This window comes from Rossellomorea sp. GQ25 (genome assembly GCF_059758515.1).
In genome coordinates, this window is record NZ_JCAXEQ010000018.1 from 1 (window position 1) to 20,616 (window position 20,616).

The 20,616-nt window shown below is 41.7% G+C and carries 22 protein-coding genes, 1 tRNA gene, 1 other RNA gene and 1 other annotated feature; of the genes, 7 read left to right on the plus strand and 17 right to left on the minus strand.

The window, feature by feature from the left end; translation table 11 throughout:
• Positions 1–280: 280 nt before the first annotated feature.
• Together AC6CIB_RS23275 and AC6CIB_RS23280 are read right to left on the minus strand one after the other, a co-directional pair.
• Positions 281–493 carry a hypothetical protein gene (locus tag AC6CIB_RS23275; protein ID WP_498284676.1) on the minus strand — a complete coding sequence of 71 codons (213 nt, stop codon included), beginning with the start codon at positions 491–493 and terminating at the stop codon, positions 281–283.
• A gap of 258 nt (positions 494–751) precedes the next feature.
• Complete coding sequence (locus AC6CIB_RS23280; RefSeq protein WP_498284678.1) at positions 752–1,102, minus strand: hypothetical protein; 351 nt, start codon at positions 1,100–1,102, stop codon at positions 752–754.
• 222 nt (positions 1,103–1,324) lie between these two features.
• Here AC6CIB_RS23280 and AC6CIB_RS23285 point away from each other — a divergent pair, with 222 nt between their 5' ends.
• A complete protein-coding gene (locus tag AC6CIB_RS23285; RefSeq protein ID WP_498284680.1) occupies positions 1,325–1,804 on the plus strand; it encodes a PaaI family thioesterase in 480 nt (159 codons plus the stop codon).
• A gap of 61 nt (positions 1,805–1,865) precedes the next feature.
• Here the strand turns inward: AC6CIB_RS23285 and AC6CIB_RS23290 are convergent, their stop codons facing one another.
• The 8 genes from AC6CIB_RS23290 to tadA all read right to left on the minus strand — a co-directional run bounded on the left by AC6CIB_RS23290 (position 1,866) and on the right by tadA (position 7,373).
• Positions 1,866–3,020: a glycerate kinase gene (locus tag AC6CIB_RS23290; protein ID WP_498284682.1), complete on the minus strand. Its 1,155-nt coding sequence runs from the start codon at positions 3,018–3,020 to the stop codon at positions 1,866–1,868.
• A gap of 109 nt (positions 3,021–3,129) precedes the next feature.
• The gene (locus AC6CIB_RS23295) at positions 3,130–3,393 is read right to left on the minus strand and encodes a pro-sigmaK processing inhibitor BofA family protein (protein WP_044340676.1); all 264 of its coding nucleotides are present in this window, start codon (positions 3,391–3,393) and stop codon (positions 3,130–3,132) included.
• Positions 3,394–3,455: 62 nt separating this feature from the next.
• On the minus strand, positions 3,456–3,674 hold the full coding sequence (locus AC6CIB_RS23300) for a YaaL family protein (RefSeq protein ID WP_044340677.1): 219 nt from the start codon (positions 3,672–3,674) through the stop codon (positions 3,456–3,458).
• Between the two features lie 17 nt (positions 3,675–3,691).
• Positions 3,692–4,288: a recombination mediator RecR gene (gene recR, locus AC6CIB_RS23305; protein WP_044340678.1), complete on the minus strand. Its 597-nt coding sequence runs from the start codon at positions 4,286–4,288 to the stop codon at positions 3,692–3,694.
• Between the two features lie 11 nt (positions 4,289–4,299).
• Positions 4,300–4,623 (minus strand): YbaB/EbfC family nucleoid-associated protein, encoded by a 324-nt coding sequence (locus AC6CIB_RS23310; RefSeq protein ID WP_172655813.1) that lies wholly within the window; start codon positions 4,621–4,623, stop codon positions 4,300–4,302.
• A gap of 32 nt (positions 4,624–4,655) precedes the next feature.
• On the minus strand, positions 4,656–6,344 hold the full coding sequence (gene dnaX / locus AC6CIB_RS23315) for a DNA polymerase III subunit gamma/tau (protein ID WP_498284684.1): 1,689 nt from the start codon (positions 6,342–6,344) through the stop codon (positions 4,656–4,658).
• Positions 6,345–6,516: 172 nt separating this feature from the next.
• An RNA gene (gene ffs / locus AC6CIB_RS23320) (signal recognition particle sRNA large type) lies at positions 6,517–6,780 on the minus strand.
• A 98-nt stretch (positions 6,781–6,878) separates the two neighbouring features.
• Positions 6,879–7,373, minus strand: a complete 495-nt coding sequence (gene tadA / locus AC6CIB_RS23325; RefSeq protein WP_498284686.1) for a tRNA adenosine(34) deaminase TadA — start codon at positions 7,371–7,373, stop codon at positions 6,879–6,881.
• Between the two features lie 83 nt (positions 7,374–7,456).
• On the opposite strand from tadA, the gene AC6CIB_RS23330 reads away from it, so the two are divergent.
• The 5 genes from AC6CIB_RS23330 (at position 7,457) to AC6CIB_RS23350 (ending at position 11,436) form a co-directional block, all read left to right on the plus strand.
• Positions 7,457–7,996, plus strand: coding sequence for a cysteine hydrolase family protein (locus tag AC6CIB_RS23330; RefSeq protein WP_498284688.1), 540 nt, complete (start codon positions 7,457–7,459; stop codon positions 7,994–7,996).
• 77 nt (positions 7,997–8,073) lie between these two features.
• On the plus strand, positions 8,074–9,360 hold the full coding sequence (locus AC6CIB_RS23335) for a glycoside hydrolase family 18 protein (RefSeq protein WP_498284690.1): 1,287 nt from the start codon (positions 8,074–8,076) through the stop codon (positions 9,358–9,360).
• Between the two features lie 237 nt (positions 9,361–9,597).
• Positions 9,598–10,254 carry a deoxynucleoside kinase gene (locus AC6CIB_RS23340; protein ID WP_498284692.1) on the plus strand — a complete coding sequence of 219 codons (657 nt, stop codon included), beginning with the start codon at positions 9,598–9,600 and terminating at the stop codon, positions 10,252–10,254.
• Positions 10,238–10,906, plus strand: coding sequence for a deoxynucleoside kinase (locus AC6CIB_RS23345; RefSeq protein WP_044340684.1), 669 nt, complete (start codon positions 10,238–10,240; stop codon positions 10,904–10,906). The genes AC6CIB_RS23340 and AC6CIB_RS23345 overlap by 17 nt, the downstream gene beginning before the upstream one ends.
• Before the next feature lie 170 nt (positions 10,907–11,076).
• Entirely contained in the window at positions 11,077–11,436 is a 360-nt protein-coding gene (locus AC6CIB_RS23350) for a hydrolase (RefSeq protein WP_498284694.1), read from the plus strand.
• A gap of 109 nt (positions 11,437–11,545) precedes the next feature.
• Here the strand turns inward: AC6CIB_RS23350 and AC6CIB_RS23355 are convergent.
• From AC6CIB_RS23355 to guaB, 6 genes are all read right to left on the minus strand, one after another.
• A tRNA-Ser gene (locus tag AC6CIB_RS23355) sits at positions 11,546–11,638 on the minus strand.
• A 128-nt stretch (positions 11,639–11,766) separates the two neighbouring features.
• A complete protein-coding gene (gene serS, locus AC6CIB_RS23360; RefSeq protein ID WP_498284697.1) occupies positions 11,767–13,041 on the minus strand; it encodes a serine--tRNA ligase in 1,275 nt (424 codons plus the stop codon).
• Between the two features lie 48 nt (positions 13,042–13,089).
• Positions 13,090–13,302 (minus strand) — a binding site (T-box leader).
• A gap of 53 nt (positions 13,303–13,355) precedes the next feature.
• Positions 13,356–13,946, minus strand: a complete 591-nt coding sequence (gene pdxT, locus AC6CIB_RS23365) for a pyridoxal 5'-phosphate synthase glutaminase subunit PdxT (protein ID WP_498284699.1) — start codon at positions 13,944–13,946, stop codon at positions 13,356–13,358.
• Positions 13,947–13,957: 11 nt separating this feature from the next.
• Positions 13,958–14,839: a pyridoxal 5'-phosphate synthase lyase subunit PdxS gene (gene pdxS, locus AC6CIB_RS23370; RefSeq protein WP_149158246.1), complete on the minus strand. Its 882-nt coding sequence runs from the start codon at positions 14,837–14,839 to the stop codon at positions 13,958–13,960.
• A gap of 551 nt (positions 14,840–15,390) precedes the next feature.
• Positions 15,391–16,710, minus strand: coding sequence for a serine hydrolase (locus AC6CIB_RS23375; RefSeq protein ID WP_498284707.1), 1,320 nt, complete (start codon positions 16,708–16,710; stop codon positions 15,391–15,393).
• Between the two features lie 232 nt (positions 16,711–16,942).
• Complete coding sequence (gene guaB, locus AC6CIB_RS23380; RefSeq protein WP_498284701.1) at positions 16,943–18,406, minus strand: IMP dehydrogenase; 1,464 nt, start codon at positions 18,404–18,406, stop codon at positions 16,943–16,945.
• A gap of 112 nt (positions 18,407–18,518) precedes the next feature.
• Here guaB and AC6CIB_RS23385 point away from each other — a divergent pair, with 112 nt between their 5' ends.
• Positions 18,519–19,454 (plus strand): YaaC family protein, encoded by a 936-nt coding sequence (locus AC6CIB_RS23385; protein WP_498284703.1) that lies wholly within the window; start codon positions 18,519–18,521, stop codon positions 19,452–19,454.
• A gap of 39 nt (positions 19,455–19,493) precedes the next feature.
• Here AC6CIB_RS23385 and AC6CIB_RS23390 read toward each other — a convergent pair whose 3' ends face one another.
• Positions 19,494–19,979 carry a glutathione peroxidase gene (locus AC6CIB_RS23390; RefSeq protein ID WP_498284705.1) on the minus strand — a complete coding sequence of 162 codons (486 nt, stop codon included), beginning with the start codon at positions 19,977–19,979 and terminating at the stop codon, positions 19,494–19,496.
• Positions 19,980–20,616 lie beyond the last annotated feature (637 nt).

The window sequence follows — 20,616 nt, forward strand, 5'->3', positions numbered from 1 at the left end:
ATTACGTTGAGCTCTCTTGAGCACCTCTTAAATATAACATTTTCCGTCATAAAGCGTCAAGCTTTTTTTGAAATTTGTTTTTCGTGTCGTTTTGGCGACAAGGAATATAATAGCATCTCCTACTATAAAGAGTCAATACTATTTTTCACCTTTTACAATTTTATTTCTGAAGGATTTTCTGCTTCATCCATTTTTCTTTTTTTGAAAGGTGATTACTACAATATATAGAAAGAAACAGTACCTTTCCTATACTTAGGAACAGGTACTGTCTTCACATATGTTACTCCGACAATTGTATATAGTTGAATGCTCTTTTAGGATAGATGCCGTCAATGAAGGCTAGGTCCCATAAGAATGCATGCTCTTTTTTTCCAAAGCACCCTGTGATAATCATCTCCAGATCTACTTTTTCATGGGGGATGCTTTTTGTGAAATACGAGTAATGCGAATGTAAGTCTAAGAGTACGACGCCGTCATTCATGATCTTGGTCACTTCGAATACTCCATAAGTGGTTTCATTAAACTCTTCCATCCTTTTATCCAAACGCTCTATTTCATTCATATAATCCAAGTCAGGGCGATGTAACCCGGGATAATTTTTTAAGAATAGCTCTGAGAATAGGGCTTCATATTTCTTTAAGGTCGGTGAAGCTTGGGAAATGTATGGATCTACTACTTCCAGAAACGTTGTATCGTTTCTTTTGTCGAGCCACCGGACAAACTTTCTCAGCTGCAGGAGGAATTGTTCTGTCTAGTTTTTCTTAGGGACGACTTTCATGGTATGAGGGAGATAAGCAAAGATTAGTTCTTCCCAAAAGGATGGTGGACACTCTTTCCACGAACGGGGACACTCATCTTCTAAATGATCTGTCATGTAGTGGGCAAATGTGGTGAGGAATTCATTACGTTTATTATTGGCCATTTGTTCACGTTTATAATCTATGAGGTCAATACCGTAGTACTCTATTAAACCACGTGATCTCAGATTGAATTCTCTGCCAATCTCGAATTTTTCCAACATTTCAAGGTGATCGTCCGGATGATTGAATTCCTGTAACCATACTCTAATTTGAGGACTGTCTTGAATTAGTCTACTTTTCACTATTAAAACCACCAGCTTTCTAGATTTTTTTCAAATTGGAAAATGAAACAGGAAGGGAGGGGAGGAATTATCCATATTATACCAACTCTTACTAGTAATGCAAAGTATTTTTAACTTTATATTTGTAAAAATATAGTACATAAATCAAACCAATAAAGGAATTTCAGAACGTTAATAGAAGAGTACTAGAGAAAGAGTTTGTGAAGAAGGGAGAATATAAAAATGAACGAAATCACTCGCGCCATTCAGGATGATTACCCAGATGATTTTGCGTGGTGTTATGGCTGCGGCCGACTCAATAAGGATGGGCATCATTTTCGTACCGGAGTGGAAGATGGTCACACGGTCACGATTTACACACCTAAACCGGAACACACTGCTTTGCCAGGCTTCGTCTATGGCGGGTTGATTGCTTCCTTAATCGATTGCCACGGCACTGGTTCAGCTGCGATTGCTCTTCATAGAAAGAACGGGGGAGTAATTGGTTGTGGTCAAGAGCCACCACGTTTTGTCACCGCTTCCTTACAAGTGGATTTTATGAAACCCACGCCTCACCACGTTCCGTTAAAAGCGGTGGGCACAGTTCATGAAGTTCATCCTAAGAAATTCAGAGTGGAAACAGAAGTGTTTGCAGAAGGAAATCTGTGTGCACGGGGTGAAGTAATAGCGGTGGTGATGCCAAAAACGTTTTTAAGTGAATAGTAGAAGATCTGCAAGTGACCTTCCTTCATCCCGGAAGGAAGGTCACTACAAATATACAAAATTAAACTGGTTTGTTTCCCGTCTCGCCAAATAACTCATATGTCCTCATCAACCTTGTAGCCGCTTCTTCCAACAAAGCACTTCCGTTTTCCATGGCCTCCGTTAATGTCATAGGTTCATTAACAATCGGAAGAAGTAACTGTATACCTTCAGCATAGAGAAGTTCCAAGTCACCTTCTATTTTCCCTGCAAACACCGCCACTGGAACCCCATACTTTGCAGCTATTCTCCCGATGCCTACAGGTACCTTTCCATAAAGGGATTGAGCATCGACCTTCCCTTCTCCAGTCAAAACGAGTGCCGCGTCTTTTAAGTGATCCTCCAGGCTGCTCTCTGTTGCGATTATACTAAAACCACTCTCAAATACTGGTTGAAAAAAGGAAAGAAGGGAAAAGCCCAGCCCGCCGGCAGCTCCACTTCCTTGATCAAGCCTGCAATCCAGTCCCGTATGTTCAACTACCTTTTCAGCAAAGTGCCTCATCCCTCCTTCAAAGGCCGCAAGCTTCTCTTGAATGACACCTTTTTGAGGTCCAAATACGGTCACAGCTCCTTCATTCCCTAACAGAGGGTTCGTTACGTCTGAAGCGACTGTCCACTTAACTTGCTTAAGCCGTTGATCAAACTGAGTAGAATCAATGGATTGGATTTTTCCAAGCATGTTTCCTCCCGCTTCAAGCACCTCGCCCTGTTTATTGAAGAAACGGATGCCTAACGCCTGAAGAAAACCTGCTCCTCCATCAACGGTTGCACTACCTCCTAACCCAAGGATAATGTGCTCTGCTCCAAGGTCTAAAGCGGATTTTACAAGCTCACCGGTCCCGAATGTAGAGGCTACTCCCGGGTTCAACTCACTTTCTTTTAACAAAGTAAGCCCGGAAGCAGCTGCCGTTTCAATAACGGCTGTCCTTGTTTCCGGTACCCAGCCAAAAGATACTGAAACTTCACGACTCAGGGGATCTCTCACTTGAGTCGATCGTGTTTCCCCATTCAAGATGCTCACCATGGCATCGACCGTGCCTTCCCCACCATCAGCCACTGGGATGATGACTGTTTCACACAAAGGATTAATCTGATGGATCCCTTTTCGAATTGCTTCAGCCGCTGCTATACTTGTCATGGAACCTTTAAAGGAATCGGGTGCAATGACAATTTTCATGTTCTCCCACCTCTTTTGTATTCTATATAAAAAAGCAGCCAAGATCCAAGTAAGAAAAAAATCCCACTTGATGCTTCGACTGCCTTTCTTCTTGCTATAGTATTGATTGTTATAGGATCCACATCTGGATGACGGTCAATCCCACCACTCCCGGAATACCTAATATTCCAGAAATAGATGAGGTTGCCAGATTAATAGGAACGTGGATTCCGTACTGACTGCCAAAGGCGTTCAGGAAAAATAAAAAGAGTGCTCCGATCATGACCTTCATGGCAACCTGTCCCACAAACCGAAGTGGCTTGATTGGTGTGCCGGTGGCTAATAAAAGTACAATCAGTCCGCTGATCACCGCAATGACGATAACTGGGCTCATACCCTTCTCTCCTCTCAACATAGAACATAAATAGTCTCTTATTGAAAGGATATGAGGGTTGTCTACCTTTTTATGACGATCTTTCTATGTTTTGCTTCTCTAAAGAGAAAAAAATATTTAGCTTCTGCTATTTTCGAGTGACAGTGGATGTTCAGATTGTAATCCACACTCATCTCATCGATGGAACGTTGCTGATTCCAATGATCCTTGGTTTCGTCTAACACGTGAAGTAAGGATTGGTCATACTCTTTTTTCAGCTTTCCTTTTTTCCGGAAAAACATAGGTATCCTCTCCTTCGTTAAACGTCTCTTCTTCCCTCTAGAGCTTTCGATAACGTTACTTCATCTGCATACTCAAGATCTCCACCGACAGGAAGTCCATGGGCAATCCTTGTGATTCGGATGCCGGATGGTTTGACTAGCCGTGAAATGTACATCGCTGTCGCTTCCCCTTCTATGTTCGGGTTGGTAGCGAGGATGACTTCCTGGACCTCGTCACCGTGAAGACGCTTTATCAGATCCGGAACATTAATGTCCTCGGGTCCAATCCCGTCCATAGGGGAGATGGCTCCGTGGAGCACATGATATTGTCCGTTATACTCTTTCATCTTCTCCATCGCAATGACATCCTTAGGGTCTTGAACCACACAGATGATGCTGCGATCCCGTCTTTGATCCTCACAGATATAGCATGGATCCTGATCTGTAATATGGCCGCAAACAGAACAGTAACTTAGATTACGTTTCGCATTGACCAATGCTTTCGCAAAATCCAATACAGTATCTTCTTTCATGCTAAGAACAAAAAAAGCCAGTCGGGCCGCAGTTTTCGGCCCGATTCCCGGCAATTTCATAAAGCTGTCGATCAGCTTTGATATAGGCTCAGGATAATGCATCGTATTGCCTCCTAGAACATTCCCGGTAGGTTCATTCCTTTAGTGAATTGACCCATAGTTGAGTTCGTTAATTCGTCCGCTTTCTTCAGTGCATCGTTTGTAGCTGCAAGGACTAAATCTTGTAGCATTTCTACGTCATCCGGATCAACAGCTTCTTCGTTGATCTTTACATCAATAACTTGTTTGTGACCGGAAACGATAACGGTCACCATTCCGCCGCCTGCCGTTCCTTCGATTTGCTTTTCACCTAGTTCTTCTTGAGCTTCCGCCATTTTCTTTTGCATCTTTTGCATTTGCTTCATCATATTTTGCATATTACCATTTCCACGCATCATAATCATTACCTCCAGTTTATTTTTTGAAAATATTAATCGTTTAGTTCTATTAAATCCATACCGACAAGCTTTTCAGCTTCCTTCAATAAGGAGTCTTCACCTTGATCCTCGCCAGTTGATTCACCATCTTCTGTTTTAGAGTTTCGGATAAAATCTTCTCTTATGGACATCCACTGATCTTCAGGAATTCCAATCGCTGCATAGCTGTTTCCCGTAAGCTCTTCCAGTATGGAAGCAATCGCTGAAATGAAAGCTTGATTCTCCATTGCCATCTGACAATGAATATCGTATTTAAATTTTAACACAAATGAGCCGTTTGTAGCTGCTACAGGTTCAGCATCATTTAACAATGCTGATTGTGAACGCATTTGACGCTGGTTTAATGTTTCGACCATATCTCCCCAGCGGCTCTTGATCAGATTAAGATCTTCTTTCGTGGCCGTTCGGAGTACTTCCTGAATCTTCCCGGTAGGAGCCCGGAAGCCCTTCTTTGCCCTGATCGGTTTTTTCGCTGGTTGTGAAGCCGGCTCTGCTTGAACCTTGACTCCATTCGCCTTCAGTTGTTCGACCTCTTTTTCAAGAAGTTTGATCTTTTTCATCATCTCGCTCACTTCCGGAGAAGAAGCAGATGCGTGCGCTTCCATTTGACAAAGCTTCACAATGGAAACCTCCAGGTAGATGCGGGCATGATTCGTGAACTTCATTTCCTGACCGGCCTGATTCAAGACATCGATATATTGGTAAATCTGCTGAGGCTGAGTTTGACCGGCTAATTCTTTAAAATCATCGTCGAGCATGACTCGTTCCAGTGATTCTTCAAGATTTGGAGCCGTCTGGTATAACAGCATATCCCGGAAATAAAGAATAAAGTCCTCTGCGAACCTTGCCGGGTCCTTCCCTTGAAAAAGCAATTCTTCCAGTGCGCATAATCCACTTGTGACATCTCTTTCCAAAATTGCTTTCGCCAATGTATTTAAATAGCCTTGAGAAACAGCGCCTGTTACAGTCAAGGCATCGTCTACGGTTACCCGGTCCTGACTAAAGGAGATGGCCTGATCGAGAAGACTAAGGGCATCTCGCATCCCACCTTCAGCTGCCCGTGCAATAATCGTAAGGGCATTTTCTTCAAAGTTCACACCTGATTCTGTGGCAATATGACTCATTCGCCCCACAATATCCCTGGCTGTAATCCGTTTGAAGTCAAAGCGCTGACAGCGTGAGATGATCGTAAGAGGAATCTTGTGAGGCTCTGTAGTCGCAAGAATAAAGATGACGTGCTTAGGTGGTTCCTCTAAAGTTTTCAGTAACGCATTAAATGCTCCGATAGACAGCATATGAACTTCATCTATGATGTAGACTTTATACTCGACTACGTTTGGAGAATATTTGACTTTATCCCGGATGTCCCGGATCTCTTCCACTCCGTTATTGGAAGCAGCATCGATTTCGATGACATCTGGAATCGAACCATCAGTAATCCCTTTGCATGCATCACACTCATTACAGGGCTCCGCTACAGGAGACCGCTCACAGTTAACTGCTTTCGCCAAGATCTTCGCTGCACTCGTTTTCCCTGTTCCCCTTGGTCCCGAGAATAAATAGGCATGTGAAATCTTCTGATGAAGGAGGGCATTTTGCAACGTTTTCGTTACATGCTGCTGTCCAACTACATCAATAAATGACTGAGGACGCCACACACGATATAAAGCTTGATATGCCAAAATACTCCCCCCTCTTATTTATGTACTATAGTATCTATTATAACGTAATCTAAATCCCTTTTACAAAGAAAACCGGAGATCAATTTAGGATGAAACTCTCTTGTCGATAAATCCTTTTACAAACAAAAAACTCACCCAATGAAGGATGAGTTGTTGTATATAAATTAAACTGCCGTGCACCTTTCGTCGACAAGCATCCATAGGCGTTACTCAAGCAGTTAGCTCGGCCCAGGCAACCCTGCGGCACATGGGAGCTTCCACTTAATGCTGCTTCCTTCCGGACCTGACATGGTTCATGGATTCCCATTGCGCAGGACCCAGGCGTCAACACCACTTACTTGAGGCAGCCCTACAGAGTGCCAGCCTCGGAAAGGAATTCGGTCTCGCTAGAGCGGATTGCGAGTACAGGGCACCGCTACCTCCCCACCTAGCACGGCAAAATTGATACCATATTTAGTTGCGCCATTAGTACGACGCAAGATTAAGTATACTAGGATTTACGGTAAAAAGCAATGATGGAATACTGTAAGTTATTTACAGGCCGGAAGTCCTATTCTTCTTCTCGAGCTTCTTCCGCTCTCGCAAGTCTTTAAAAAAACGGGAAAGGATTCCACCACACTCTTCTGAAAGTACTCCAGGTACTACTTCACATTGGTGATTAAATCGATCATCTTCCAGTAGATTCATTAACGTTCCCGCACAACCCGCTTTAGGATCTTTTGCCCCATAAATGACTTTCTCAATCCTAGATAAGATGATGGCTCCACTGCACATCGGACACGGTTCAAGGGTAACATAAAGCTCCGCCCCTTCAAGTCGCCATGTGCCAAGCTTCTCACATGCCTCTTGAATGGCTAATGTCTCGGCATGGGTGATGGCATTTTGACTTGTTTCTCTCAGATTATGAGCGCGGGCAATGATTTCATCATCCATGACAATGACAGCTCCAATCGGAACTTCTTGAATCGCTTCTGCTTTTTCCGCTTCCTTTAATGCTTCCAACATAAATCGTTCTTCTCTTATACCCATTATGTACTCCTACCAATTTATTTCTCGATCTTTTATAAAATATCCCCATTCACACCAAACTATAAAAGAAAGGGGCATACAATATGATACCTAACGAAACAGCTCTTCTTGTTATCGACATCATGAATCCGTTCGACTTTGAGCATGGAAACACACTGGCTCGCCATACCCGCAACATTGTTGAACCTATAAACACATTACGTCACTATTGTACCAAACATCAGCATCCTGTCATTTATATTAACGACCATTATGAGCTTTGGAAAGCAGATTTCAAAGAGATTTATAAGAAATGCCATAATGAAGTCAGCGATTGCATCATGACTCCACTCCAACCGACGGATAAGGATTTTTTTCTCATTAAACCAAAACATTCCGCTTTTTATGGTACTGCGTTGAATACACTATTGCATCATCTGTCTGTAAAAAATCTTATCATCACGGGTATCGCAGGAAACATCTGTGTACTCTTTACAGCAAACGATGCCTATATGAGAGAGTTTAACCTTATTGTGCCCCGTGATGCCATTGCGTCAGTCAGTGACGAAGATAATCACTATGCGTTAACGATGATGAAAAATGTATTAAAAGCGAAGATAGATTCCACTGGTGAGATAGTATAAATTTGTTCTTCAAAACATATCCAACCCTCCTATTTCATAAGTTGATTATAGTGAATGAAATATAGGAGGGTCTGTGTATGCAAATTCATGTTGTCCAACCGAACCAATCGTTATTTGGTATCGCCCAAGCGTATGGATCAACAGTTAAGGATATAGTAGATGCCAATGAACTGCCAAATCCTGATAACCTGGTGGTCGGCCAATCATTAGTTATCCCTATTATAGGAAGCTTTTATTTTGTTCAACCTGGAGATAGCCTTTGGGCAATTAGTCAGAAGACAGGAGTCCCCTATCAGGAATTGGCAAGAGTGAACGGAATATCTCCCAATCAACCTTTACAGGTGGGAGCTCGTTTATACGTTCCCCAGAAGCCTAAAGGAAAAGCGGAGTTTAACGGATATGTAGAGCCTTACGGAAAAGAAGTGTCCCAAAACCTTGAAGATAGTGCCAAGGAAGCAGCACCTTATCTTACCTATCTGGCTCCATTCAGCTTTCAAGCGAAACGTGATGGCACCCTGCAAGAACCACCTCTCGGGAATCTGATTCAAACAGGGAAAGACAATAGAAATGTAATGATGATGGCCATCACCAATCAAGAGGAAGGAACATTTAGCGATGAACTTGGACGAATCCTGCTGACCGACCAGGCAATCCAGGATAAATTCCTCAATAATGTGGTCCAAACAGCGAAAAAATATGGGTTCAGAGACATTCATTTCGACTTTGAATATTTACGTCCACAGGACAAAGAAGCATACAACCAATTTTTACGAAAAGCAAAACAGCGTTTTAGTCAAGAAGGGTGGTTGCTTTCAACCGCTTTGGCTCCAAAGACCAGTGCTGATCAAAAAGGAAAATGGTATGAAGCCCATGATTATAAAGCTCACGGTGAAATTGTCGATTTTGTCGTGATCATGACCTATGAATGGGGATATAGTGGAGGTCCCGCCATGGCCGTTTCCCCTATCGGACCTGTTCGTGAAGTCCTTGAATACGCCATTTCAGAAATGCCTCCATCCAAGATTCTCATGGGGCAAAATTTATATGGATATGACTGGACCCTCCCATTTGTCCAAGGAAGTACAGCAAAAGCCATCAGTCCTCAACAGGCAATTAAGATAGCCGCGGATAACAACGCACCGATTCTGTATGATCAAGAAGCACAGGCCCCTTTCTTTAAATACCAAGATGCCAGCACCGGAAAAGACCATGAAGTATGGTTTGAAGATGCACGGAGCATCCAGGCAAAATTCGACCTCATGAAAGAGCTGAAACTAAGGGGGATGAGCTACTGGAAACTGGGTCTATCCTTCCCGCAAAACTGGTTGTTACTTTCTGACAATTTCAATGTCGTAAAAAGATAATAAATAGAAGCTGATGGTTAGGTAAATCTATAAACACCTATCCACCAGCTTTTTATTTGCGTTTCCATAAAGAATTGTCAGGTGACAGTCGATATAGTGAACGTAGAGTATTTTCTGAACCCGGGAAATAACCTGAACAATCCATCCATATATTGTGTTACAATAACTCCTGTCGTATTTTTTTATTTTTACATTTTTATAAGAGAAAAGATTGCCGTGATATGAGGAGGACAATTAATGGGGCGCATTCCTTTCATTACCGTTGAAGGCCCGATTGGAATAGGAAAAACCTCTCTGGCAAAAGCGATTTCAGAGCATTTCCATTTTCACTTACTCAAAGAAATCGTAGATGAAAATCCGTTCTTAGACAAATTTTATGATGACATTGAAGAGTGGAGCTTTCAAACAGAGATGTTTTTCTTATGCAATCGTTATAAACAGCTAGAGGATATTGAAAAACACTACCTATCTCAAAACAAATCTGTTGTAGCAGATTATCATATTCTTAAAAATATCATCTTTGCTAAACGTACATTGAAAGATGAACAACAGTTCAAAAAGTATCTTACTATCTATGACATTCTAACGTCGGATATGCCGAGGCCCAATGTCGTGATCTACCTGAACGCAAGCCTCGATACGCTATTAAAGCGTATTGAAAAAAGAGGAAGAGACTTTGAAAAGAAAATCAGCCCTCTTTACCTTAAGCAGCTATCACTGGACTATGAGGAATATATGAATACATTTGAAAAAACTCACCCGGACATCCCTGTTCTTCGCTACAATGGCGACCACGTAGACTTCGTTCAAAATAAAGAGGACCTGGAACACATTCTTACACAGTTAGAGACTACACTAAAAAAAGGAGTTCACTATCATGAATCTTCGCACTAAATACGGGATCCCGAACAATGCCGTGATCACCATTGCCGGAACAGTCGGTGTCGGGAAATCTACCATGACAAACGGCTTGGCCAACGCATTGGGCTTCCGCACGTCATTTGAAAAAGTTGATACCAATCCGTATCTCGATAAATTTTATCAGGACTTTAAGAGCTGGAGCTTCCACCTTCAAGTATACTTCTTAGCGGAACGCTTCAAAGAACAAAAGAAAATCTTTGAATACGGCGGCGGCTTCATTCAAGATCGGTCCATCTATGAAGATACAGGTATCTTCGCCCGCATGCATTATGAAAAAGGGAATATGAGCGAAATCGATTATGAAACGTATACGAGTCTTTTCGATGCTATGGTCATGACACCATACTTCCCACACCCCGATCTTCTGATTTACCTTGAAGGATCCATTGATAATGTCGTTGATCGTATCCGTGAGCGCGGCCGCCCGATGGAACAACAGACACCTGTTGCCTACTGGGAAGAAATGCACGAGCGTTATGAAAACTGGATCAACTCTTTTAACGCTTGTCCCGTACTTAGACTGGACATCAGCGAATACGACCTGGTGAACGATCAAAACTCAATCGAACCAATCGTTGAAAGAATCGGGTATTTCATTGAACAGACGAGAATGTTGAAAAGCTGACCTAGAGGGACTAGGAGCCGGATAAAATATTATTAAAAAGACTACTCAGCGCCAATGCTGAGTAGTCTTTTTTGCATTTTGGATCTTCACACAACCAATCCATCCGTTTAATTCCATCCCGAAAGAGGTATATGTACATACAAACCGAAATATAAGGAGTTGAAATAATCATGGAATCGAAACGAACCTATTTTATAGATATAAGCAGTGGAGATATTCTGCAAGACCCTAATCAAAATGCCAGTCCAAGCTTCCGCATATTTGCTACCCCAACAGAAGTAAACGAACTGAAAATGTTGTTCAATGATAACTATGATGATGACATGTCGACTATGAGGCGGGCTCAGATTCCTTTCCGTCAATATCACAATTCACCAGAAGACGATCGATATGATCAATCGATGAAAACCATTTACTTTATGATCTATAAGCTTGGTGACGAAGAAGCACGGAGACATATTACAGAAATAGGCGTACTTGGACATACTTCTGACCCTCAATTAAGGGAGGATATCGAAAACCTTAAGTAAATTCTCCCTGAGTCAATGGTCTTATGTATAAAGAAAAAAAATTCGTTACATATAATATGTAACGAATTCTATCTCCAATGTTTATGCGCTATGGTTATAAAAAAATCAATGGAGGAGGAAGGGGGATTCGAACCCCCGCGGGCTGTTACACCCCTGTCGGTTTTCAAGACCGATCCCTTCAGCCGGACTTGGGTATTCCTCCGTATCGACAAGAATTATAATAACATGGTGTCCTAATGGAGTCAAGCATATTTCTAAAAAAAATAAAAAGGTGCTTCACGCTGAATTCGTGAGGCACCTTTTCAATGTCGATTGAATCGTTTGCTGATATTATTTAATGACTTCCGCTCCACCCATATACGGACGAAGAGCTTCCGGAACAATAACAGATCCATCTTCTTGCTGGTAGTTTTCTAAGATGGCGGCAACCGTACGTCCGATTGCTAAACCAGATCCATTTAGCGTATGCACATGCTCAGGTTTTCCCTTAGCTTCTCTTCTGAAACGAATGTTCGCACGTCTTGCCTGGAAGCTTTCAAAGTTACTGCAAGAAGAAATCTCACGGTATGTTCCGTAGCTTGGGATCCAGACTTCAATGTCATATTTCTTGGCAGCGGTGAAACCTAAATCCGCTGTACACATAGATAACACACGGTATGGTAAGCCTAGTAACTGAAGAACTTTCTCAGCATGGCCAGTCAGCTTCTCAAGCTCATCATAAGAATCTTCAGGCTTCACAAAGCGAACAAGCTCTACTTTGTTGAACTGATGCTGACGGATCAAACCCCGTGTATCACGGCCAGCAGATCCAGCTTCAGAACGGAAGTTGGCACTGTAAGCCACATAGCTCACAGGTAACTCTTCACCCTTCATGATTTCATCACGGTGATAATTGGTTACAGGCACTTCTGCTGTAGGAACCAGGAAATAATCCTCGCTTTCGATTCTAAACGCATCTTCCTCGAACTTAGGAAGTTGACCTGTTCCCGTCATACTCGCTCTATTCACCAGGAATGGAGGGATCATTTCTGTATACCCATGCTCATCCATGTGCAGATCCATCATGAAGTTAATCAGGGCTCTTTCAAGTCTTGCTCCTAACCCTTTATAGAAAACAAAACGGCTACCGGTCACTTTACCTGCCCGTTCGAAATCCAGGATCCCGAGTCCCGTTGCAATGTCCCAGTGAGGTTGTGCCTCGAAATCAAACTCGCGGATCTCTCCCCATTTGCGGGCCTCTACATTATCATCCTCAGTTTCACCAACCGGTACAGTTTCATGGGGAATGTTAGGAATGGAAAGCAGGATGCGCTCTAACTCCTCTTCAATTCCTCGTAATTCATCATCCAGTTTTTTCACCATGGCCCCAACTTCACGCATCTCAACGATCAGGTTCTGTGCATCCTTTTTCTCTTTCTTCAGCTCTGCAATCTGCTGGGATACTTCATTACGCTTGCCCTTTAATTCTTCACTTTCCACAAGAAGTTCTCTTCTTCTCTTATCAAGCTCTTCGAATTTGCCGAAATCCTCCAGATTCTCACCACGGTGTTGAAGACGTGCCTTCACATCTTCCAGATTATTACGTAAATACTTAATGTCTAACATGAGATTCTCTCCTTTTTTATAAAAAAATAAAAAACCCCCATCCCTGGTAAAAGGGACGGAGGTTTCCGCGTTGCCACCCTAATTGAAGACACTACTCGCGCATCTTCCTCTTAAGAGATGGTAACGGAATCACCGAAAATACCTACTTCATTCAGTACTTCACTCAAGGATGGATTCATAAAGCTCTTGCGTCGATTCTCACCAGCCATCGACTCTCTTAAGCAAGCCTTCTTTACTACTATTTCCTATCAACGATTTAAATAGTTATTGGTTATTTCATAATCTACTACAATGTTTTCCATTTTGCAATAGAATTATGCGATTGTTTTTTCCATGCTTTCTTTCACCATCTCAACGAAGAAAGAAGTCAAGCGGTGATCATCCGTTAATTCAGGATGGAAAGAGCAACCGAGGAATTGCCCGTGGCGTGCAAGAACAATCCGTTCATTATGCTTAGCCAGGATTTCAACATCTTCTCCAGCTTCCACGATATGGGGAGCACGGATGAAGACGGCATTGAACCCTTCTCCAATATGAGCAATCGAAAGATCCGCTTCAAAACTTTCTTTCTGACGCCCAAAGGAATTACGTTCCACTGTTACGTCCATCACACCAAGATGAGGTTCGTCGTATCCGACAATGTGCTTCGCTAAGAGAATCAATCCTGCACATGTTCCAAAGATCGGCTTCCCATCTGCCGCAAATTGTCTTAACGGCTCCATAAAGCCATATCGATTGATCAGCCTTCTCATGGTGGTACTTTCCCCACCTGGCATGATCAGCCCTTGAATCTCTTCCAGTTGCTCCACACGCTTAATGACGATGGCCTTGGCACCAGAGGCTTCGATGGAACGTACATGCTCTCTGACGGCACCTTGAAGTCCTAATACACCGATGTTCAACATAGAATCACACCTTACCATCCACGATCTTGCATACGGTTTTCAGGTAAAATAGAAGAAATTTCTACTCCCTTCATTGCTACACCAAGCTCTTTTGATAGCTCTGCGATCAATTTGTAATCTTGATAGTGAGTTGTCGCTTCTACGATCGCTCTTGCAAATTTCTCAGGGTTTTCTGATTTGAAGATACCAGAGCCTACAAATACTCCGTCAGCCCCTAATTCCATCATAAGAGCCGCATCAGCTGGTGTTGCAATTCCGCCTGCAGCAAAGTTTACAACAGGTAAACGCCCGTTTTCTTTAATTTCTAACAATAATTCATATGGAGCTCCCAAAAGTTTAGCTTCTGTCATGATTTCATCTTCGTTCATGCTTACAAGCTTGCGAACCTGAGCATTTACTTTACGCATATGACGAACTGCTTCAACGATGTTACCTGTTCCCGGCTCACCTTTTGTACGTAACATAGATGCACCTTCACCAATACGGCGGGCAGCTTCACCTAAATCACGGCAACCACATACGAATGGTACAGTGAAATCTCTTTTATTTAAATGGTACTCTTCATCAGCAGGCGTTAATACTTCACTCTCATCAAGGTAATCAACACCCATTGATTCAAGGACTCTTGCCTCTACAATATGACCGATACGAGCTTTTGCCATTACAGGAATCGACACAGCCCCCATTACTTCTTCAATAATACGGGGATCTGCCATTCTTGCTACCCCACCTGCAGCACGGATGTCTGCTGGAACTCGTTCTAAAGCCATTACTGCCACTGCACCCGCAGCTTCAGCAACTTTTGCCTGCTCTGCATTGACAACGTCCATGATAACGCCGCCTTTTTGCATTTCAGCCATACCTCTTTTAACACGATCTGTACCAGTATTCATATCTATATCCCCCTTATATTTATCCCATGCCTGTCCCATTTCCACCCAAAAAAGGAAGAAAACGTGACTAAAACAATCGGAATGATTATGTAACCCTACTGCTAAATAAACAATAAAAAAAGACTTATGTCAAGAGACGAAAAACGGAGCCGACTGTTTAGCTCCGACAAGCACTTTTGGAAAATCCCAAAAGGCGCTCTTTGCCTTTTTGGCATGTTTGGCTTATGACCTCGAGCCTCTAAGCCCTGTAGCTGGACATCTCAAAAAGCGGAAGCGGCTTGATCAGGCCCGACAAGCATAAGCTGAATCGACCGGAAAGGCGCCCTTTGCCTTTTTGGTCGATTTAGCTTATGACCTCGAGGGCCTAGCCGCTGGAGCTGGACATCTCGAAAAGCGGAAGTGGCTTTGTCTGGCCCGACATGTATTTCTTGGGAATTTCTCCAAGCTTTCTTTCTAAGATACCTCTTTATCACTCTACCTAAAAAAAACACCAAGACTTGTCCTAAAATAAAAGTCTTGGTGCTGATTTAATCATATTACCTAAGGGCTTATTAGAACCAGCCTTTAACCGTTGATGTAACCGAGTTCCAGATGTCCCCGAAGAAACCACCTACAGCTCTCATTGAAAGGACAAACCAGTTTGCTTTTTCAACACCATCTACAGCTACAACAGATGCTTTCGATGCATTTGTCCCTTTCTCTGTAAGGTACCCTAAATCTTTTTTATCCTTTGATTCTAACGTGACATACCCAACTTTTTCTCCTTTTTTAACAGGAGCCGTCAGTTCGTCCTCATCGTTCAGCTTTTTCTTATCCAACACAAATTTCGGTTTGTATTGATCTTCTTCGCCGTTTTTAATCACCATGCTTAATGGGGCATCGGTTTTGATTTGAATTTCTTTTTCCTTCCCTTTATCAACTGGAAGTGTCTTTTGACCTTTCACTTGATAATCAGCAGGGAGTACTTCCTCTATTGTATAATTGTTGAATGCATAATCCATCATTTTTCTTGTTTCACTAAAGCGGGCATCGTAGGAGTTTTCACCTGGTGCGACATCTACATTCATCACTACTGTGATGTATCTCATGCCATCTCTTTCGGCAGTACCTGTGAAACATGCTCCTGCAAAATCAGTTGTGCCTGTTTTAAGTCCGTCCATACCCTCATATTCACGAATGAGACTCGGCAGCATATAGTTCCAGTTTTCCATTTGTACTTCGTCTTCAGTACCTTCTGCAAACACCTTTTTGGGAATGCTGGAAGTTTCTAATACTTCAGGAAAGTCTTTCAACATACGATAAGCTAATATAGCGGTATCTTTAGCTGACATCACGTTTTCTTCTTCCGGGCCACCCACTACCTGATCAACATAAGGAGCTAAGTCCCGATTATTCAAACCTGAAGAATTGACAAATTTATAGTTTTTTAATCCAAGTTCTTTGGCCTTTGCGTTCATTTTCTTCACGAAGTTTGCTTCTGACCCAGCTACAATTTCAGCTATTGCCATAGTTGCTGCGTTAGCAGATTCAATCGCCATTGCTTCATATAAATCTTTTAGTACGTATGTTCCTTCTTCTCTTAATGGAACATTACTTAAACCATCATTATGGGACATATTTGATACTTTCGTCGGTACCGTATACTTCTGGTCCCATTTCACTTTACCTTCTTCAATTGCTTCCAGTAACAAGTACTCTGTCATCATTTTCGTCATACTTGCAATGCCTTGAGCATTTTCTGAGTTCTTTTCATAAAGAATTTTACCCGTGCTTGCTTCTACTAGAATCGCAGCTTTTGCGTTAACGTCCAAGTCTCCTTGAGCATTTGCAGGTCTCTCTACAATACCCATTGCCATCATAAAAACCATCATACAAACAAAAGATTTTTGAATCCAACTTCTTTTCACTTTTAGCCCTCCAAGATTTTATGTACACCTTCGTTATTTTATCATAGTTCGAAAGGTAAGAATAGACAGAGAATATGACTAGTTTTGGCATGGGTCAAGGGACTTGCGACCTCTGATAAAAGGCGGTAAATATCCTTTTAATCTAAATAAAAAAATGCTGATCAGGAGTATCCGATCAGCATTTGGAATTATTTTCTTATAATGAATAATTTGGTGCTTCTTTCGTAATTTGCACATCATGAGGATGACTTTCACGAAGTCCGGCACCCGTCATTTTAATAAACTGTGCCTGCTCTCTCAACTCGTATAAATCCTTCGTTCCACAGTATCCCATGCCTGAACGTAAGCCTCCGATTAATTGATACAGTGTATCAGCTAAAGGTCCTTTGTAAGGAATGCGTCCTTCAATGCCTTCTGGAACGAACTTTTTCGCTTCTTCTTGGAAATAGCGGTCTTTCGATCCTTTTTCCATGGAACTGACGGATCCCATTCCTCTATATACTTTGAAACGGCGTCCCTGGAAGATTTCCGTTTCTCCAGGGCTTTCAGATGTACCTGCAAGTAAGCTTCCTAACATAACAGCATGTCCACCAGCTGCTAAGGCTTTTACGATATCACCTGAATACTTGATGCCTCCATCAGCGATGATACTCTTTCCATGCTTTCTTGCTTCCGTCGCACAATCATATACAGCGGTAATTTGTGGAACACCGACACCTGCAACAACACGAGTCGTACAGATTGAACCAGGTCCAATCCCCACCTTGACAACATCAGCACCCGCTTCAATTAATTCCCTTGTCGCTCCTGCCGTTGCCACATTTCCTGCTACGATATTTAACGTTGGATAAGCTCCACGGATTTCACGAACAATAGAAAGAACTCCAGCTGAATGGCCGTGAGCCGTATCGATTACAATCACATCTACATGTGATTTCACTAAATGTTCAACACGAGTCAACGTATCTTTCGAGATACCGACAGCTGCTCCAACTAATAAGCGCCCTTGATCATCTTTGGCTGAGTTAGGGAACTCAATGACTTTTTCAATATCTTTAATCGTAATTAATCCCTTAAGTGTACCTTCTTGATCAATCAGAGGAAGCTTCTCAATTTTGTACTGCTGAAGAATTTTTTCCGCTTCTTCTAGGGTAGTGCCAACAGGAGCTGTCACGAGATTTTCCTTCGTCATGACATCCGAGATTTGAATGGAGTAATCCTGGATGAAACGAAGGTCACGATTTGTTAAAATCCCTACCAGCTTTTGCTCTTGTTCGTTGTTCACAATCGGAACACCGGAAATTCTATATTTGCCCATCAAGTGTTCTGCAGAAAAGACTTGATGATCCGGAGTTAAAAAGAATGGGTCAGAGATAACTCCACTTTCGGAACGTTTTACTTTATCGACCTGTTCAGCCTGCTGTTCAATACTCATATTCTTGTGGATGATACCCAATCCACCTTGTCGAGCCATTGCTATGGCCATTTCAGCTTCCGTTACAGTATCCATTCCTGCACTGATCACAGGAACATTCAATTTAATTGAATCTGTTAACTCAACAGAGATGTTTACATCCTTTGGTAATACCTCTGATTTGGCTGGTAATAATAAGACATCATCAAACGTTAAACCTTCTTTAGCAAATTTAGAATCCCACATGTTTTCGGCCTCCCTAGTCCCAAAATATTATTAGTAGGTTATCAATTGGTTAAAATACTGTCAAGAAGAATAGGATTAATTTAATTTTTCAGAATAATTAGAAGGTGATCATTTGAACGAAATACATCAACAATGGGACTTCATCCACTATTTTCAGTCCGCAGAATACTCCCAGAAGTTTCTAAAAAAATGCTATGAAAATTTGGAGTCTTCCCAAGCTGAAATGAAAAGCTATGATAACTGTTATCCATTCATGTACTACTTGGAGCAAGGAGAACTTTACTACAGACAAGCCATGCAATCTCCTATTTCACTCAAGCCCATTTTGCTTTTCTATGGATTTATTCATTTTATTAAAGCCATTGTTTTAACAGAGGACCCCCTATATCCAGAAACAACCTCGGTCCTTGCCCATGGGATTACCTCTAGAAAAAGAAAAAAGCAGCAGTATCGCTTTTTACAGGATGAAGTAAAGGTACAGAAAAATGGTCTGTTTTCACACTTTTCCAACCTCTTGTTTCACGTGAAACATATCGTGGGGGAAAAATACAAGATGGAAGATTTACTCGTACAAATCCCTGAGCTTGAAGGAGCATTTCATATTTTGCTCAAAAAGAAAACCATGTTCTGGTTTAATCATCAACATGAGCTGATCATTGATGAGTCACTACTTTCCCATTTTCATATGTCAGAACGTTTGTTCAAACAATATCTGAGTGAAAAGGTAACAGGAAATTTTACTTGGATTTCGGACAATACGTTACAATCACTACTTGTTCAAGAGCAACTTCCCGTTAGATGGCACTTGAACAAAAACAAATTAGCCCTGCCTGGTATTCAGAATGAAGCCACTACTATACCTGAAGTACTCATCCATTATGCCATATTATACAATTTAAGCATGATTGCCCGATATGAAACAGAATGGTGGGTGGAACTGTTAAAAAACCGGACCAATGAAGACTATCCCATCATCCATACGTTCATCAATGTCACGACAGAAAAAGCACCGTATCTTTTACTAAAATTACTTCAGGATAAAATGTAGGGGAAGGTGGAAGGTTGAAGGACTCCCTCTTCTCTTTCCCTATTCTGCTTGAAGTAACCTCTTAATATCGTCCTCAATTTTGCGGGGATTAGTTTGCGGAGAATAACGATCGTACACCTCTCCATTTTTCCCAACTAAAAATTTAGTGAAGTTCCACTTAATGTTCGAAAGAAGGACACCCTTTTTCTCTTTCGTTAAAAACGTGAACAGAGGATGAGCTTCCTTCCCCTTCACATCGACTTTCGCAAACATCGGAAAAGACACCCCGTAATTCACCTGACAAAACTCCATGATCTCATCCTGATCATCAAATTCCTGGTTCATGAACTGATCACATGGAAATCCAAGTACAACAAGTCCTTCTTCCTTATACTCTTCATACAGGCCCTGCAGCTCCTCAAATTGAGGCGTAAAGCCACACTTACTGGCTGTGTTCACGATAAGCATCACTTTCCCTTGGTACCCCTCTAGAGACGTCACAGATCCATTCGATCTTTTTACGGTGAAATCATAAATTGTCGTCATGTTCTTCTCTCCTTGTATATACTCTTATTTAAATAATACTTTAGAGAGTTGGTGGATAGCAATTTTGAGCATGTGGAGATGTGGATTTTGGATTGTGTTGAGATGCGTTGTGATGTTGGTCGTATGAGGTCAGATAGGCATTGCAATTTAGAGGCTACTATTTAAATATTGCCCAGTCTTTGAACGCGAACGATTTAGATAGATAAAGTTTTTATGCAATATAATCAAAAGCTCACTTGCTTATCTTAAAAAGACTATTTTGCACTTTAAAATGAAGATGCATCTGCAAAAAGGACTAAAAAATGTGCTATTTTCACCTTAAGCTGTCTCTTTTATTAGCGAATCTATGTTTTTAGTAGTAAATACTAATATTTTCTTAGAATAATAGATGTGAAAGTGTGGAGATTCATCTTTTTTGCTTCGTTTTTTATTTTTATGCGACGTTTTCAGCTGTTATTGCGTCATTTTTTTATTTTATGCGTTGTTTTCGGCCATTATTGCGTCTTTTTTTCGTTTTATGCGTCGTTTACCAATTATCACCTAAATACTCAGAGTGATTACCCGCTGAATTAGATTATCCGCTCAGCTGTATAGAGGATTTATGTTCAATCTGCGATTTCATAAATTCAAACAATAA